This window comes from Bowmanella dokdonensis, from assembly GCF_017254865.1.
Lineage (GTDB): Bacteria > Pseudomonadota > Gammaproteobacteria > Enterobacterales > Alteromonadaceae > Bowmanella > Bowmanella dokdonensis.
This window is the reverse complement of record NZ_JAFKCV010000011.1, coordinates 70015-86272: the sequence shown is the minus strand read 5'-3', so window position 1 is coordinate 86272 and position 16258 is coordinate 70015. Positions and strand designations below refer to the sequence as shown.

Sequence of the window (16258 nt, the reverse complement as noted above, 5' to 3'; positions counted from 1 at the left end):
ATGAGCCGGGACAACTCTTTGTCCCGGTCACAATTGGCAACGAACTCGACCTGTCTTGTGAGGTCAAAAATCGGTACTATTCTGCTATCGGACAAACTGAGGTATTCCCCGTCTATGAATTTTTTAATGGAGTTTCTGCCCCTGCTGGTCTTTTTTCTGGTTTATAAGTTCCAGGGAATATTCTGGGCCACTGGCGCCCTGATGCTCGCCACTGCAGTGCAGATGCTGGTGACCTACCTGCAGACCCGCAGTATTCCCAAAAAGCAATGGGTGTTCTTTCTGATGATTCTGGTGTTTGGCGGACTGACCATTGCCCTGCAGGATGAACTCTTCATCATGTGGAAACCCTCCCTCGTCTACCTCATCTTTGCCGCGGTTCTGCTGGTCACCCAGGCCATGAACAAGCCAGCGCTAAAAGGGCTGCTGGGCAGCGCCATGGAACTGCCGGAACCTATCTGGAAAAGGCTGAATCTGGCCTGGGCAGCCTTTTTCCTCGCCAGTGCGGCAGCTAATCTTTACGTGGCCTACAGCTTCAGCCAGGATATCTGGGTCAATTTCAAGGTATTTGGCATGACGGGTGCCACGCTGCTCTTTACAGTATTGACCATCATTTATGTGTATCGCTTTATGCCCGAGGAACAGAAGCAACAAAGCGGTACCAATGACGAGAAACAGGGGTAACCCATGTGGTACATGATTTATTCTGAGGATGTGGACAACAGCCTGCCCTTGCGCAAGCAGGTCCGACCCGACCACCTGGCCAGGTTGCAGCTATTGAAGGATGAGGGCCGCCTGCTGATAGCCGGCCCCTGTCCGGCGGTGGACTCGGAAGATCCCGGTGAGGCCGGCTTTACCGGTTCGCTGGTGGTGGCCGAGTTCAGCAGCCTGGAGGAGGCCAGGGCATGGGCAGAAGCCGATCCCTATGTCACCGCGGGGGTCTATGCCAGCAGCCTGGTCAAACCCTATAAAAAAGTCCTGCCTTGAATTTGCCTCCCCGGGGGAACAGAGTGCACATGAGCAGCAAAGAGGAAAATCTCTGCATCCTCTGTGACTCTGTGGCAAACACCAGATAATGTTGATAATCAGCCGCAACGTCGCCATCAGCGAAGATGAAGTGGAACTGACGGCCATCCGTGCCCAGGGCAGCGGTGGCCAGAATGTCAATAAAGTGGCCAGTGCCATTCATCTGCGTTTCGATATCCGCGCTTCCTCCCTGCCGGACTTTTATAAACATCGTTTGTTAAAACTGTCCGACAACCGCATCAGCAGCGAGGGGGTGCTAGTCCTCAAGGCTCAGTCTTATCGTACCCAGGAACAGAACCGCCAGGATGCCCTGGATCGTCTGGTAGCGATCATCCAGGACGCCGGCAAGACCCAAAAAGCCAGACGCGCCACCAAACCCACCAAAGCCTCACAACGCAAACGGGTGGACAAGAAGAAACAGGCCGGTGCCAAGAAAGCCTTGCGCGGCAAGGTCGACGTTTAATGCCAATCGCACCGGTGTTGGTGCGGCAGTAGTCCTTCGTATCCTTTTCTTTACACCGCACTAAATGGTACCAGCAGGTTCGTCTAGACTTAACAGAACAGGATTTTTCAACCGAAAAGGAGCGTCCAATGAAAAAACTACTCTCTGTTGCCCTGACCTGTTGCTTTTCCAGTCAGTTGCTGGCCCATGCGGCCGTTGTGGAAATGAAAGATGTGAAGTCAGGAAAAAGCCTGGGCACAATTGAAATTACCTATACCGAATATGGGACAGTCTTTACGCCTAACCTGGTCGGGCTGACACCTGGATTGCATGGCTTTCATGTCCACCAGAATCCGGACTGTGGCGATAAGATGAAGGATGGAGAAAAGGTTCCAGGTGGAGCGGCGGGTAGCCATTATGATCCAGAGGACACGGGCCATCATGGTTACCCCTGGACAGCAGATAACCACCGGGGGGATCTGCCTGCCCTGTATGTCAGTAAAGATGGCGTTGCCAGTCATCCTGTCCTGGCCCCCAGGCTGAGCCTGACGGAGCTTGACGAGCAAAGCCTGATGATCCATCAGGGCGGCGATAATTATGCCGACGAGCCCGAACCCCTGGGCGGCGGCGGTCCCAGAGTCGCCTGTGGAGTGATTAAGCATTCCTGACTGCAAACCTGGCACGCACAGACTTTATCCGTTGAAGCCCTGTCTTGGCCGTTAAGGATAATACTGGGGAAAACGCTGCTGAAACTCCATGATCAGACGGGTAAAGGTGCCGTCTTCAAGCATGCTGGCTGCGGTGCGGGCAATGTCGTCCGCCCGCTTCGTAAACCGGGAGTTTTTTGAAAGGCCGACATACACCGGCGTAACGGCACTGACTGAGTACTGGGCCATTGGCAGATTCTGTTGGTACTGGGGATGCTGATTTACAATAAACTCCCCGTAGTTGCGCGTACAACGCACTGCATCTACCCGGCCTTTGGCCAGATGGGAATGCTTCCGCTGCTCGCCTGAATCCAGCAGCCCGGTCATAATGTCCACGCTCCCTTCTTTGAGCCATTGCAGACATCGGTTAGAAGGTATATCGCCGGTAAAGCTTAAGGTCAGTCCCAGCCGATCTGCCAAGGCCCTGGTCACCACCACGTTTTCCCCTGTCACCTTGCCATTGGGCAGGATGACCTGCAGCGGAGGGTAACGGTCGACGCCCATAGCCAGGCTGTTGGCTTCGCTGGCCAGAGCCGGCCAGCAAAATATCAGCCAGCATAGGTGGAATCTCAAAGCGGTCTTCATCTTCAGCATCCCTTCCTTTACAGGGTAAAGCGAGATACCGCCTTATTTAGTTGCGTCATCAACTCACCCACCTGCGAAATGGCGCCGCTGGACTGACGGGTTGAATCGGCGCTCTGCTCGGCCAGCTCGACTATTCTCTCCAGGCTGGCGGCCACCGTCTGCAGAAGTTCATCCTGATATCCGGTATCCTGTACAATCTGTCGGTTGATGGCATCCAGCCCCTGGACGATCTCCTGGATCCCCTGGATTTGCGTGTTCACCTGTTCAATCAGATTAACACTGCTCTCCGCCTGCTTTTGCCCCGTGTCTATGGCACTGACCGCCTGTTTGGCATCCGCCTGCAGGCTCGCGATCATCTGTTCGATTTCCTCGGTGGAATTCTGCGTCCGGTTTGCCAGGGTTCGCACTTCATCGGCCACCACGGCAAAGCCCCGCCCCTGCTCTCCAGCCCGCGCCGCTTCGATGGCTGCGTTCAGTGCCAGCAGATTGGTCTGCTCGGCAATGGTCTTGATTACATCCAGAATTCCGCCGATGCTTTTGCTGTTGTTGTCCAGCCTGGCAATGATGTCTGCTGACTGGGAGGCCTGCTCTGCCTGAGACTGGATCTGGCGGCGTGATTCTCCCACCAGTTTGCCGGCTTTGCCTGTCTGCTGGGTTACCTCGGCCAGGCGTTGCATGCTCTGCTGGATCTGCTCCAGATTGCTGCGGCTGGTCTGACGCACCTGATCCGTATGTTCGGCCGTATTGCGCACCTGACTGGTCTGCTGATCGACCAACTGCAGGGTATTTTGGCTGAGTTTTTCACTGCCTTCGATAGCCTCCTCCAGTAAGGTCTCCTGCTGGATGATCTGCGAGACCACCTGATGCAGGCTGTCGCTGAGCTGATTGACGTTACGGGCCAGGGAGGCGAACTCATCTTCTCCGTGGGCATCCGCCTTATGGGTCAGATCCCCCTGACTGATAACAGCCAGGCTGGCGCGGATTTTATCCAAAGGCTTGGAAATGCTGCGTGCAGCCACAAAACCTATCACCACCACCAGCCCCATGGCCAACAGCATAATCAGCACACTCTTGAGAATATTGCTCTGTACTGCTTCGAGAATGGCGTTCTGGCCCTGCAGCGTGTCGCTATTGATCTGATCAAACAAATCTGCCAGACGAGCCCTGGCCAGTTCCACTGACGCCTCTGCCTGCTCCATGTGCTGGGCGGACTGGGCCAGCAGGGTCAGTCTTTGCTCCTGTAGTTCGATAAGTCCTTCCTTGCCCTGGTATTGTCTGACAAATACCTCAAACTGCTCGTTGAAGGCCTCCATCAGACCATCTGTTTCCACCCCGTCGGCAATCCGGCGGATAAAGGTCACGTTGTTATTCAAGTCCCCCAATGTCAGCAGCAGATTTTCCTTGATGGTGGCACTGAGGTCCGCATCTGCGGTGGCGATATATTCCTTGCTGGCATTGAGCAGGGTCACGATAATGTTGTCGATTCGCGCTCCGGCTCCCACCACCGGCGCCAGCCGGGGATCGTCCTCTGCCCCGTCCAGGTAGGACATGTCAAGAAGGTTGGCGCCGGCATCCCCCCCGGTATACTGGGCCTGGCTGAACACCTCATTAATCTGAGTCTGCAACCTCAGCAATTGCAGTCGTTTGTCGTACATCTGGCCGGTCTGTTGCAGATAGATAGTCGATGCTTCGACGGCACTATCGAGCAGGGCCGCATCCTGCCGGTTTAATTGTTGCTCTGTCAGACTGTTCAATTCTTGATTGAACTGCTCAGCCAACTGGGAAAAGACTTCCCGGTTGGCCTGCAGCGTATCGGCCTTTTGCATGTAATAACCTTGCAGAGAGACCTTGGCCATCGTGAGTATCCGGGTTTGCACCCCCAACATCTGCGACTGGATGGGCATTTTCTCCTGAACCACTTGCTCTGCCGACTCACGGATATCCGCCAGCCCCCAGTACGACAGCACATTGGTAAACAACAGCAGTAGTCCAAACAGGACAAAGCCTGCGATGATCTTTCCGACAACCGTTATACGCATGGATAACTACCTGATAAATGGAGATTTACTCTCTTCTGGATTATGTTGATTCTAGTCTTATAGCCCAGTTTATCAGGCTTCTCGACTTTGGTTTGCCGTCACCGCAGCAATGGCCGCTATAGACCCATCTGGTCAAACCAGACGATTAACGACATGATAACAATATATTTGTAACTGTATCAAAATGTATCTGACCCGGCGCGCTGAGTCGGCTCCCTGAATAAATATCTGTGTCTTCCGACTGAATCGCTTTTCATCCGGGTGCAGTTCCCTATAATGAGTCCATCTTTTACCTAATGAAACCTTGTTGCATGGATCAGAACCAAGAACTTAAGCGGGCCGGCCTGAAAGTGACCCTGCCCCGAATCAAGATTCTGGAAATACTGCAGGATCCCAAGAATCAGCATATCAGTGCCGAAGACGTGTATAAGATCTTGCTGGAACAGGGAGAGGAAATCGGTCTGGCCACGGTTTACCGGGTTCTCAACCAGTTTGACGACGCAGGCTTACTGGACCGGCATCATTTCGAGGGCGGCAAGTCAGTCTTCGAAATCGGCCAGAAAAAACACCATGATCATCTGGTCTGCCTCAAATGCGGGAAGGTGGTGGAATTCGAAGACGATATTATTGAAAAACGCCAGATGGAAGTGGCGAAGAAGAATAAGATGTCACTGACTCACCACAGCCTGTACCTGTATGGCGTGTGCCAGCCCCGCTGTGAAGATGAGTAGCTGCCTCTGACTTAGGGTAATAAAAAAGCTGCCAATGGCAGCTTTTTTGCTCTTTGCTATCAATATTCGTACTTATGGGCGGAAAACAGGGCCTGGGCCTGTTGCCAGATGGGACCGGTTTTGCCCTGCCCCACAGGTTTGCCGTCCAGCTCTACCACCGGTGCCACTTCCTTGCTGGAACTGGTCAGCCAGATTTCATCCGCCGACCTGACCTCATCCATGCTGATAATTCGCTCATCTACAGGCAATTCGCTGTACTGGCGCAGTATATCCAACAGCATATGCCGGGTGATGCCTGGTAATAGTTGATGATCCAGGGGCGGTGTGGCAATCCTGCCCTGTGTAACGACAAACACGTTACAGGAGGCGGCCTCGGTCAGTTCGTTGGCTTCATTGAACAGCAGCACTTCGTTCATCTGGCGCTTCTGGCCTGTGCGGTAGTGCATGATATTTCCCAGCAACGCAGTGGATTTGATGTTGCAGCGCTTCCAGCGTTTGTCCTGCTCAGACACCACCCGGAAAACGGGGGTCTTGCTCGCATCGGCCACCGGTTCTGTGGGGATTTCAAAGGTAAAGGCAAAGACTGTCGGTTCAAGATTGTCCGGATAAGCATGGGCCCGGCGGGTTTCCATACCCCGGCTGACATGCAGGTAAATTCCCAGGTTGCCCTTGCCATTGGCGTCCAGCAATTGCTCAATAATGCCCTGCCACCTGGCGGTATCCATATCCAGGCGGATTTCCAGAGCGGCCAGGCCCTGCTTGAGCCTGGCCATATGCAGAGCAAAGCCGACCATTCTGCCCTGGTAGGAAGGAATGACTTCGTAGATACCATCACCAAACAAAAAACCGCGATCCATGGGAGAAATTCGCGCCTGTTCTATCGGCATAAATTGCCCGTTCAGGTAGATCATATTCATCTGCGGCGTTCCTCTGGTGGTTTATCGGCGCGTCATCATAGCGCAGTTGGGCCGGCCGCTGCCATCATCCCCCCTCAGCACAATGGACAATTTTATCCCGCCACTGGTCGGTGGCATACTTCTTCATCAGTTGGCTGACATCTCTGGGATAATCGAGCAGACCGCGCTGTTGCAGGTACTCTGGGCTGTAGAGTTTGGACGCCGAACGTTCACCCAGATCGCAGGCGAAGGTAACAATGTCCTTGCCCGGGCCCGTCTGTATGGCCGCACACAAGGCGCCGGCCACATTCAACGCCGAGCTGCTGCCCAGCACTATGCCGTCCTTGTGCCTGACATGCCGGGACAGAGTGAGGATATCCAGATCCGGCAGATTGACAGCCCTGTCCACCCTTGCTCTGCGGAAATTTTCCACCAGCCGCATGATGCCGATCCCCTCTGTCATGGAGCTGCCATGGCCGCTGAATTCACCGGTTTTAAGATAGCTGTAGAGGCCCGAGCCATCCGGATCCACCAGCCATACCTGCACTTCTGGATTTTGCTCTTTCAGGTAACTTGAGGTACCGGCAATAGTTCCGCCAGTGCCGGCGGAGGCTACCAGAATATCGACTCTGCCTGACAACTGCTGCCAGATTTCCGGCCCGGTGTTCAGGTAATGCGCTCGAAAGTTGCTGGGATTCTCAAACTGATTGGCCCACCAGTGGTCCTTATGCTGTTCGGCCAGATGTCTGGCCCGATGATAAAAATGATTGGGGTTGCTGAAGGGACAGGGATCCACCGTCATCAGCTTCGCCCCGTAAAGTTCCAGTACGCGCTCCTTCTCCCTGGCCTGATCATTGGGCATCACCGCCATCATCTGCATACCGAACGACTTGGCCACCAACGCCAGTCCTATACCTGTATTGCCGGCCGTGCCTTCGACTATGGTCATGCCGGACTTAAGTTCGCCGCGGGCCATGGCGTCCCTGACCATCTGCAGGGCTGCACGGTCCTTGATGGAGCCGCCTGGATTCTGGAACTCACATTTAAGCCAGATATTGCATCCTGTCAGTTCAGACAGTGAGTGGATGCGCAGTAAATCCGTCTTGCCAATCAGTTCGGCCTGATGTCGGACATTGATCATGGGGTCCCCCTTTTAACCGTGCAGTTTCAGTCTGCGCCTTTATTGGCGATAACATCCAGCGGCTGGCGTTTGCTGCCCAGATTACGGTAGCAATGAGCCAGAAACAACTCAGCAGTGGCGATGGCATCCTCCAGGGCCCGGTGGGCCGGAAACGGCGCCAGGCCGTAACGGGCCCGGCACTGCTGCAGGCTCAGGCCGACTGTTTCCAGGGGTTGATGGCGTTTCTGTAAGAGTCGCTTCTCCAGCATCAGGGTATCGACTACAGGCGGTGGCTGCCAGTCAATGCCCATCGTCTGACAGGCCTCGCGGATAAAGGACAGATCCAGCCCAGCATGATGAAACAACCAGACAGTATGGGGATGCTGCCGGGTTTCCTGCCAAAGCAGCGTCAACACATCAAAGAGCTGGTCCCCGTTGTTCAGATGTGCACGGGTGAGACCATGGATCACCGGACTCTGGCCCAGGGAGCCGCAGCTTTTAACCACAAACTCCCGGCTGTTGGCCACATCAATGACAGGCGGACTGAGCGGCACCCAGGCCGTTGAGAGAATTTCTCCCACAGTTGGATCCAGGCTGGAGAGCTCAAGATCAATAGCCAGATAACGGTATTCCCGCCAGTCGCGAAAATCCTGCTGAACGCCGGTCATTCGCAACAAAGTGGACCACATCAGAATGCACCGCGGGAAAACTTCATTGCCAGTCCCTCCTGGGCATCCTTGAGCAGCCGAAAAGCGGCCTTGAGCTGGCGCCGGGTCAACGAGTCCAGACTATCCGGGTTAATCAAATTATCGCTCACCTGTCCGTCCAGTTGATGCTGCAGGCGTAATTGCACCAGAAAACGCCAGGCCGCCAGCAGGTCTTCGCTGTCCCTGACACTCATGCCTTTGTTCTCGCCAAGGGTGCGCAGGCGCTGGGGTGTGCTGGCAAAGGGGAGCTGCGCCGCCAGGGCGTGAACCCGCACTATATCGTTGAGGATAGCTATGCCGTTTTTCTTGATATCCAGTACCTGCTCATTAACCCCGATTCGCTGCGTGCGAAAACGATTGAACAGACCAATGGGCACAGGCTGATCTGCTGCATTGGCGGCCAGATTGGCCAGGAAAATCTGATTGCCGGCCATTCTGGATACCTGATTGGCAAAGCCCTCATACAGGCGTCTGTCGCCAAATACCCGCCTGTGGTCGAAAAAGATGTTGGTGCGTAACAGCGCATCTTTGTGAGGTTCGTCGATCCAACGAGCAAAGTTCTTCAGCCAGCCGTTAAGGGACAGACGTAGCTGAGGATTGGTCGCCATGATATTGCCAGTACAGAGCCGCAGGCCGCAGCGCGCCATTCCCTGACAAACAAACTCAGCCAGGCCGGCGAACCAGTCCAGATCCTGATCCTCTGTCTGGTCGCTCAGTAGCAGTCCGTTGTCCTGATCCGAGCCCATGGCCTGGTCCCGCCTGGCCTGGGAGCCAAATGCCAACCAGACGAATGGGCCCGGAGCCGGTCCATTCTCTTTGAGATAGAGTGTGATCAACTGAACATTAAAGGCATCAGTAAAGCTGGCCAGCAACTCACCCACCAGGTGCACATCCACCACACGGTTGGCAAACTGGTGCAGATGACCGGGCACCGACTCGGCAATGGCATATAATTGTTCGACTTGGCTGGCCTTGCGTATCTGATTAACCAGAAACAGCGGTTCACTTCGTTGCTGGCGCATCAAATCCGAGGCAGTGATCACGCCGACAGGATTACCCTCCCGCAATACCGCCACATGGTGCACATTGTGGCTGGTCATACGTTGCATCACGTCAAACAAAGGCGCCTGCCAGTCCACGCTAATCACCGGTGACGTCATAAACTGCCGGATCGGCAGCTCAAAGGACTGACGGCCTGCCACGACCCGGCTACGGATATCCCTGTCGGTAACAATGCCAAGCAATTCCTTCTGTTCGCTGACCAGCACACAGGAGATCTTTTCTGCCGTCATGGTCTCTGCCGCTTCAGCCATGCTGCAATCGGGTGCCACGCTGATCAGGGGGCGCTCAAGGATGTCGGTCACCGGCATTTGCGTCCAGTCATGACCGACCCGGCTGCGGGATTCCGTTAACAGGCGGTCACCCAGGGCATGGGAAAAATAACCAGCGAAAGATTTGTCCTGCTGGCACAGACGGTCAAACGCTGGCTGTGACAGGGTATAAACCAGTCCGTCCTCAATCACATTAAGCCGGTTGGTGATGGGACGTTTTGTCAGTAATGACGGATAGCCAAATAAGTCGCCCCGCTCCAGTCTTTCAATCAGTTGGTTGTTACTGTCCAGCAGATCAAATACCCCCTGTTTGACCAGATATAGTTGGGGCTTGTCACGGGGCATGATTTGTTCGACGTTGTCTTTGCACAGGTAGCTCAGTACCAGGTGCTGGCGACAATATTCCAGCAACTCGCCGGATAACTGATCGAAAGGGGCACAGCGGTGCAGAAAATCCAGTACAGAATCCGTCATAGCTATCCTTAATTGCAGGGACGGGATACATGCACCCTCCCTGCAGCCAATATAGGACAAAAAAAATGGCCAGGGGAGTCCTGGCCACAGATGTTTTATTTACTCTGTTTCCTAATGAGCTTTGGCAGCCCCGGATCCTTTGGGAAACCGAATACTTTCGACCATCTCCTGTACATCCTGGGGCACCTCGGCGGTGAAACGGTTCACCAGCAGCGCCACCCCGAAGTTCAACAGCATGCCAAGCGTACCTATGCCTTCAGGTGAAATACCAAACCACCAGTTGGCAGGCACATTAGCAGCCGGATTAATGAACTTGAAGTAGATGATATAGGCTGCAGTAAAGGTAATACCGCTGAGCATCCCGGCAATGGCTCCCTCCTTGTTCATCTTCTTATAGAAAATCCCCATAATAATAGCCGGGAAGAATGAGGACGCTGCCAGTCCGAAGGCGAAGGCGACGACCTGAGCCACGAAACCGGGCGGATTAACCCCGAAGTATCCGGCGATCACAATGGCTACTCCGGCCGCCAACCTGGCGTAGAAGAGCTCCTTCTTGTCGGTGATATCCGGCATCAGGTTGCGTTTGAGCAGATCATGGGACACAGAGGTGGAGATAACCAGCAGCAGTCCGGCAGAGGTGGACAGGGCTGCAGCTATACCACCGGCCGCCACCAGGGCGATGACCCAGCCCGGCAGATTGGCAATTTCGGGGTTGGCCAGCACCATGATGTCCCGATCGATTTGCATCTCATTGCGTTCATCGCCGGAGTAGAACATCTTGCCGTCATCATTCTTGTCCTGCCAACTGATAAGACCCGTGCGTTCCCAGTTCTTGATCCAGTCGGGTGCCTGGGCATACTCGGTACCCTGCATCTGCTCGCCATTAATGGTATTGATCATATTGACCCGTGCAAAAGAAGCGATAGCAGGTGCTGTTGTGTAGAGAATGGCAATAAACAGCAGCGCCCAACCGGCCGATTTACGCGCATCCCGTACCTTGGGCACGGTAAAGAAACGCACTATGACGTGGGGCAGTCCGGCGGTTCCCACCATCAGGGCGGCGGTGATACAGAACACATCGATGGTACTCTTGGTACCCGAGGTATATTCGGCAAAGCCGAGCTCCGTGGACAACCCGTCCAATTTATCCAGCAGGTAGGTCTCAGTGCCTGTCAGGGTGCTGCCAAATCCCACCTGGGGCAGTACATTGCCTGTCATCAGCATGGAAATAAAGACGGCAGGTACCAGATAGGCAAAGATCAATACGCAGTACTGGGCAACCTGGGTATAGGTGATGCCTTTCATACCTCCAAGCACTGTATAGAAAAAGACGATACACATGCCGATGACCACACCTGTGGTGATATCCACTTCCAGGAAGCGACTGAAGACCACACCCACGCCGCGCATCTGTCCAGCCACATAGGTAAAGCAGACAAAAATTGCGCAGATCACCGCCACCGTTCTGGCCAGCTGCGAGTAATACCTGTCACCGACAAAGTCCGGCACGGTAAACTTGCCGAACTTGCGCAGATAAGGCGCCAGGCACAGGGCCAGCAGCACATAACCTCCGGTCCATCCCATCAGGTATACGGCACCATCGTAGCCCATAAATGAAATTAGACCGGCCATGGAGATAAACGAAGCCGCCGACATCCAGTCGGCCGCGGTGGCCATACCGTTGGCCACGGGGTGGACACCGCCGCCGGCCACATAGAAATCACTGGTTGACCCCGCCCTGGACCAGATGGCAATGCCGATGTAAAGCACAAAGGAAGCGCCGACAATCAAAAAGGTTAAAGTTTGAATATCCATGCTCTGCTCCTAGTCTTCATGCACGTTGTACTTGGCGTCCAACCTGGCCATGAGCCTGGAGTAGACAAAGATCAAAACTACAAACACATAAATGGATCCCTGCTGGGCAAACCAGAAACCCAGTTTGAAGCCAAACAGCGGGATCTGGTTGAGAGCATCGGCAAACAATATGCCGCAGCCGAAGGACACGATAAACCAGACCGCCAGCAACTTAAGCACCAGCGCGATATTCTCGCGCCAGTAGGCGGTGGCCTGTTGAGGGTTTTCGAACGCCATAAGCGCCTCCTGATGATTACACTTCGCAGACAGGCCCTTCGGCCCCTGCCCAGGTCCTGAGGACCACCGAGATTAACGGATTTTTGACATTTCGATAACAAATCTAGCAGTCTGGGAAATAAGGAAAATGCGACCATGGTCGTACAGGGAGCCAACGGTGTCAGCTCTTTACCGGAATGATACCCCTGCAGAGCTGATACCTTGGTCGAATAGGCGGGTCAGAGCCGTCTCCCCCATGCTAAAGTAACGGCAAAAACGAAACGCTGAGAGCTGATGACCATGACGTTTTTCTGGATCCTCGCCGCACTGTGTTATGTGGGGCTGTTGTTCTGGCTGGCCCAGCGTGGCGATAAGGCCGGTTCCAGAGCCAATAGGCTGGCCCGGCATCCCGTGATTTACGGGCTGGCCCTGGGGATATACTGTACCTCCTGGACTTATTATGGCGCTGTTGGCCAGGCCGCCAAGTCCCAGTGGCAGTACCTGCCGATTCTGCTCGGTCCGATTCTGCTGTTCCTGTTTGGTTATCCCCTGCTGCGCAAGATGCTGGATGTGAGTAAACGGCAGAATATCACCTCGGTGTCCGACTTTATCTCCTCCCGATATGGCAAGCGGCGAAGCATTGCCGTGATTGTCACCCTGTTGATGACAGTCGCCACCGTGCCCTATATCGCTTTGCAACTCAAAGCAGTGGACGCCAGCTTTGCGGTGTTTGCCAGTCTGGAAGTCGGTTCCGGCACCAACTATAAAGCCCTGGCTGCCACGCTGATCATGGCAATCTTTGCCGTCATTTTCGGCACCCGCCATGCGGATATCACCCAGTACCGTTCCGGTCTGATGCTGGCTATCGCCGCCGAGTCTCTGGTTAAGTTATTTGGGTTGTGCTGTGCAGCCTTATTTGCATACAGCCTGCTGGTTAGTCCAGCACCGTCTTTGCCGCCGGTTGCCAGCCAGCTCAGTCAGTGGCAGGACTGGCAGGGCTCAGTTTTCGACTTTATCGTGCAGGCGGCCATGGCCGCCGCCGCCATCTTCTGCCTTCCACGCCAGTTTCATGTCATGATCGTGGACAACCACAAGCCTGCGCATCTGGCCATGGCGCGCTGGCTCTTTCCCCTGTATCTGCTGCTTACCGCAGTAGCCATCATTCCGGTATCCATGGCCGGTAACCTGCTGTTTACCGGCAGTGGTGTGGATCAGGATACTTACCTGATGCAACTTCCCCTCTCCCAGCAGCAGAGCCTTCTCAGTCTGTTGATTTTTCTCGGTGGTATTTCGGCTGCCACTGCCATGATAGTGGTCTCCAGCCTGGCCCTGTCGACCATGCTGACCAATGATGTGGTAATGCCTTTGTTACTGCGCTATCAACCGCAGCGCTGGCTGAAGGATAAGAACTACAAACAGAAACTCCTGCATATCCGCCGCCTGGTGATTCTGCTTATCCTGTTAATGGCCTATGGGTATTTCAACGGCTGGGCCCAAAGCACGGCACTGTCCAGTATCGGGCTGCTGGCCTTTTCCCTGGTCGTTCAGCTTATGCCGGCCATTCTGGGTGGGCTCTACTGGCGGCAGGGCCATGCCAGCGGCGTACTGGCCGGCTTGGCCCTGGGGCTGAGTTGCTGGGTGACGTTTGTGATGATACCTGTCATGGAACAACCCGGGACAGACAGTATCAGCATTATTACCCAAGGCGTAGTGATCAGCTGGCTGGCCAACCTGGCAGGCTATTTGTTGTTTTCCCTGAGCGCCGGACACAGCCTGCTCGAGCGCATGCAGGCCAGTGCATTTGTCACGCCCCATGCCACGCCGCCGGCAAGAAGCCGTATCACGGCCAAAAGCAAGATCCGTATTATCGATCTGCAGGAGTTGCTCAATACCTTTATCGGCGCCGAGCATACAGGACAATTGTTCAGGAGGTACAGCCGCGACTATCAGGTGGTGCTGGATGCCAACGGAGTACCCACCGACGACTTTATTCAGTTCTGTGAACGCAGCCTGGCGGGCGTGCTGGGGGGGAGTTCAGCACGGGCTCTGGTCAAGGTGCTGGTGTCAGGCCAGCAGATGGATGTGGAGGAGGTATTCACCTTTTTCGAAGACACCACCGAAGCCCTCAAGACCAATCAGGCCATCCTGTTTTCCAGTATTGAAAACCTGTCACAGGGGATCAGTGTAGTGGATAAGGATCTGAAACTGGTGGCCTGGAACAAGGCTTATCTGGATTTGTTCAACTACCCGGCCGGCATGGTGGAAATCGGCCAGCCCGTTGAAAACCTGGTGCGCTTCAATGCCGTACGCGGCGAATGCGGGCCGGGCGAAGTGGAAGATCTGGTCAGAAAGCGCATCGAACACATGCAACAAGGCTCTCCCCACCGTTTCATTCGTCGTCGCTCCGATGGCAGGGTCATTGAGATGAATGGCAACCCGCTGCCCAGCGGCGGCTTTGTTACCAGCTTCACTGATATCACCGAACACGTGGAAATCCAGCAGGCTCTGGAAGAAGCCAACATAGATTTGGAAAAGCGCATCGATCATCGCACGCGGCAAATTCGTGAAATCAATGAAGAACTGAAGCGCGCCAAGCAACTGGCCGAGCAAGCCAACCAGTCAAAGACCCGTTTCCTGGCCCTGGCCAGCCACGATATCCTCCAGCCGCTCAATGCTGCGCGCCTGTATCTGTCATCGCTGGACGAGGACAGCCTAAGCGACCAGAACCGGCACATCATCGACAAGCTTGGCACCTCACTGACCTCCAGTGAGCAATTAATATCCACTCTGCTGGAGATCGCCAAACTGGAACAGGGTGCCCTGTCTCCCACTCTCTCGCATATTTCCCTGGCTGAGATCATCCAGCCCCTTGAGCAGGAGTTTCGTTTGCAGGCACAAATCAATAATGTGCACCTGCGAATTCGTCCCTGCCGTGCTGTGGTTTACAGCGATCCGACCTACCTGCGGCGTATCCTGCAAAACCTGATTTCCAACGCCATCAAATACAGCCCCGGGGGTAAAGTGCTGGTGGGTTTCCGCCGCCGTGGCCAACACATCCGGATTCAGGTGCTGGATACGGGCTTCGGCATCTCAGAAACAGAGCAGAAACTGATATTTTCAGACTTCTACCGGGCTCACCGCGGAGAAATCAAAGGGGTGGGGCTGGGCTTATCGGTAGTGAAGAAAATGAGTGAACAGTTGCACCATCCCATCCAGCTTGAGTCAGAGCCTGGCAGGGGAAGCGCTTTTTGTGTGACAGTGCCGCTGGGCAATGATCAGTTCCTGCAAAGATCACACGCTAATGACATAGGTAGCGGCCAGTTTAGTCATATCCGGCTGTTGTGCGTGGATGACAACCCGGTCAACCTGGACGCCCTGCAAAGCCTGCTGGATAAATGGGGCTGCCAGGGGCGGTATCTGGACAAGGTAGACAAGGCCCTGGACTACGCGAAGCAGCACCAGGCACCGGATATGCTGATTGTGGACTACCAGCTTGATGACGAGTACATCGATGGTCTGGAGTTAATCGAGCAGCTTCGAAACCAGTGGCAGATGCCCCTGCCTGCCTTACTGGTAACGGCCGACAGGAATGAGAGCCTCAAAATCAGGGCTCAGAGCATCGGCGTCAGTTTTTTATCCAAACCCATCAAACCGGCAGCTCTGAGAGCCTGGCTGGAGCACAATCAGAGCAGACTAAAAGGGTAAGGCCGGGGAGCGGTCGATCATTTTATCTTGGCTGCCCCTTTGCTCCAGCTGCATCCAGATTTTCTCATGAAAATAGAAGGCCAGCGTATTAACAGAGGGCTCCACCAAGGCCACCAGTCCACCGATCAGCATATCTCCGGTCAACAGATAGGTAATAGTGAAGGCAATACTGAAATGCAGCAGGGCAAAGGTAAACGTCTTAATCATCTGTATCACCGCTTAATCAACAATCTGTGGGACCAGCTTAGCCACAGAAATACTGAGTTAGAAATGATTAAAAGCAACCAACACAATCTATATTTATGATTAAAATTCCACTGTGACAATCTCATAGCTCAACTTCCCTGCGATAAACGGCCTGAAATGAAGGTTATTTACAATTGAAACCTTATTTTTTTGCCACTGCTTGCTAAAATGTCCCTCCGAAT

Annotated in this window: 15 protein-coding genes; 6 read left to right on the top strand and 9 right to left on the bottom strand. The window is 54.4% G+C overall.

Going from position 1 to position 16258, the window contains the following annotated elements:
- Nucleotides 1-114 precede the first annotated feature (114 nt).
- The 4 genes from J0A66_RS16745 (at nucleotide 115) to J0A66_RS16730 (ending at nucleotide 2133) form a co-directional block, all read left to right on the top strand.
- The gene (locus tag J0A66_RS16745; RefSeq protein WP_206574997.1) at nucleotides 115-681 is read left to right on the top strand and encodes a septation protein A; all 567 of its coding nucleotides are present in this window, start codon (nucleotides 115-117) and stop codon (nucleotides 679-681) included.
- 3 nt (nucleotides 682-684) lie between these two features.
- Nucleotides 685-984, top strand: coding sequence for a YciI family protein (locus J0A66_RS16740; RefSeq protein ID WP_206574996.1), 300 nt, complete (start codon nucleotides 685-687; stop codon nucleotides 982-984).
- Between the two features lie 88 nt (nucleotides 985-1072).
- Nucleotides 1073-1486, top strand: a complete 414-nt coding sequence (arfB, locus tag J0A66_RS16735; RefSeq protein WP_206574995.1) for an alternative ribosome rescue aminoacyl-tRNA hydrolase ArfB — start codon at nucleotides 1073-1075, stop codon at nucleotides 1484-1486.
- A 128-nt stretch (nucleotides 1487-1614) separates the two neighbouring features.
- A complete protein-coding gene (locus tag J0A66_RS16730) occupies nucleotides 1615-2133 on the top strand; it encodes a superoxide dismutase family protein (protein ID WP_206574994.1) in 519 nt (172 codons plus the stop codon).
- Between the two features lie 51 nt (nucleotides 2134-2184).
- Here J0A66_RS16730 and J0A66_RS16725 read toward each other — a convergent pair whose 3' ends face one another.
- Nucleotides 2185-2757 (bottom strand): transporter substrate-binding domain-containing protein, encoded by a 573-nt coding sequence (locus J0A66_RS16725; RefSeq protein WP_206574993.1) that lies wholly within the window; start codon nucleotides 2755-2757, stop codon nucleotides 2185-2187.
- 17 nt (nucleotides 2758-2774) lie between these two features.
- Complete coding sequence (locus J0A66_RS16720) at nucleotides 2775-4796, bottom strand: methyl-accepting chemotaxis protein (protein ID WP_206574992.1); 2022 nt, start codon at nucleotides 4794-4796, stop codon at nucleotides 2775-2777.
- 311 nt (nucleotides 4797-5107) lie between these two features.
- Here J0A66_RS16720 and fur point away from each other — a divergent pair, with 311 nt between their 5' ends.
- Nucleotides 5108-5527 carry a ferric iron uptake transcriptional regulator gene (fur, locus tag J0A66_RS16715; protein WP_206574991.1) on the top strand — a complete coding sequence of 140 codons (420 nt, stop codon included), beginning with the start codon at nucleotides 5108-5110 and terminating at the stop codon, nucleotides 5525-5527.
- 59 nt (nucleotides 5528-5586) lie between these two features.
- Here fur and J0A66_RS16710 read toward each other — a convergent pair whose 3' ends face one another.
- The 6 genes from J0A66_RS16710 to J0A66_RS16685 form a co-directional block, all read right to left on the bottom strand.
- Complete coding sequence (locus J0A66_RS16710; protein ID WP_206574990.1) at nucleotides 5587-6444, bottom strand: aminotransferase class IV; 858 nt, start codon at nucleotides 6442-6444, stop codon at nucleotides 5587-5589.
- Between the two features lie 64 nt (nucleotides 6445-6508).
- On the bottom strand, nucleotides 6509-7564 hold the full coding sequence (locus J0A66_RS16705) for a cysteine synthase A (RefSeq protein ID WP_206574989.1): 1056 nt from the start codon (nucleotides 7562-7564) through the stop codon (nucleotides 6509-6511).
- A gap of 26 nt (nucleotides 7565-7590) precedes the next feature.
- Entirely contained in the window at nucleotides 7591-8232 is a 642-nt protein-coding gene (locus J0A66_RS16700; RefSeq protein WP_206574988.1) for a 3'-5' exonuclease, read from the bottom strand.
- Nucleotides 8232-10055 (bottom strand): putative nucleotidyltransferase substrate binding domain-containing protein, encoded by a 1824-nt coding sequence (locus J0A66_RS16695; protein ID WP_206574987.1) that lies wholly within the window; start codon nucleotides 10053-10055, stop codon nucleotides 8232-8234. Before J0A66_RS16695 ends, J0A66_RS16700 begins: the two co-directional genes overlap by 1 nt.
- 111 nt (nucleotides 10056-10166) lie before the next feature.
- Nucleotides 10167-11870, bottom strand: coding sequence for a sodium:solute symporter family protein (locus tag J0A66_RS16690; protein WP_206574986.1), 1704 nt, complete (start codon nucleotides 11868-11870; stop codon nucleotides 10167-10169).
- 9 nt (nucleotides 11871-11879) lie between these two features.
- Nucleotides 11880-12146, bottom strand: coding sequence for a DUF4212 domain-containing protein (locus tag J0A66_RS16685; protein ID WP_206574985.1), 267 nt, complete (start codon nucleotides 12144-12146; stop codon nucleotides 11880-11882).
- Between the two features lie 273 nt (nucleotides 12147-12419).
- On the opposite strand from J0A66_RS16685, the gene J0A66_RS16680 reads away from it, so the two are divergent.
- Nucleotides 12420-15830, top strand: coding sequence for a hybrid sensor histidine kinase/response regulator (locus tag J0A66_RS16680; RefSeq protein ID WP_439098876.1), 3411 nt, complete (start codon nucleotides 12420-12422; stop codon nucleotides 15828-15830).
- Here the strand turns inward: J0A66_RS16680 and J0A66_RS16675 are convergent.
- On the bottom strand, nucleotides 15819-16037 hold the full coding sequence (locus J0A66_RS16675; protein WP_206574984.1) for a DUF2061 domain-containing protein: 219 nt from the start codon (nucleotides 16035-16037) through the stop codon (nucleotides 15819-15821). The genes J0A66_RS16680 and J0A66_RS16675 overlap by 12 nt on opposite strands.
- Nucleotides 16038-16258 lie beyond the last annotated feature (221 nt).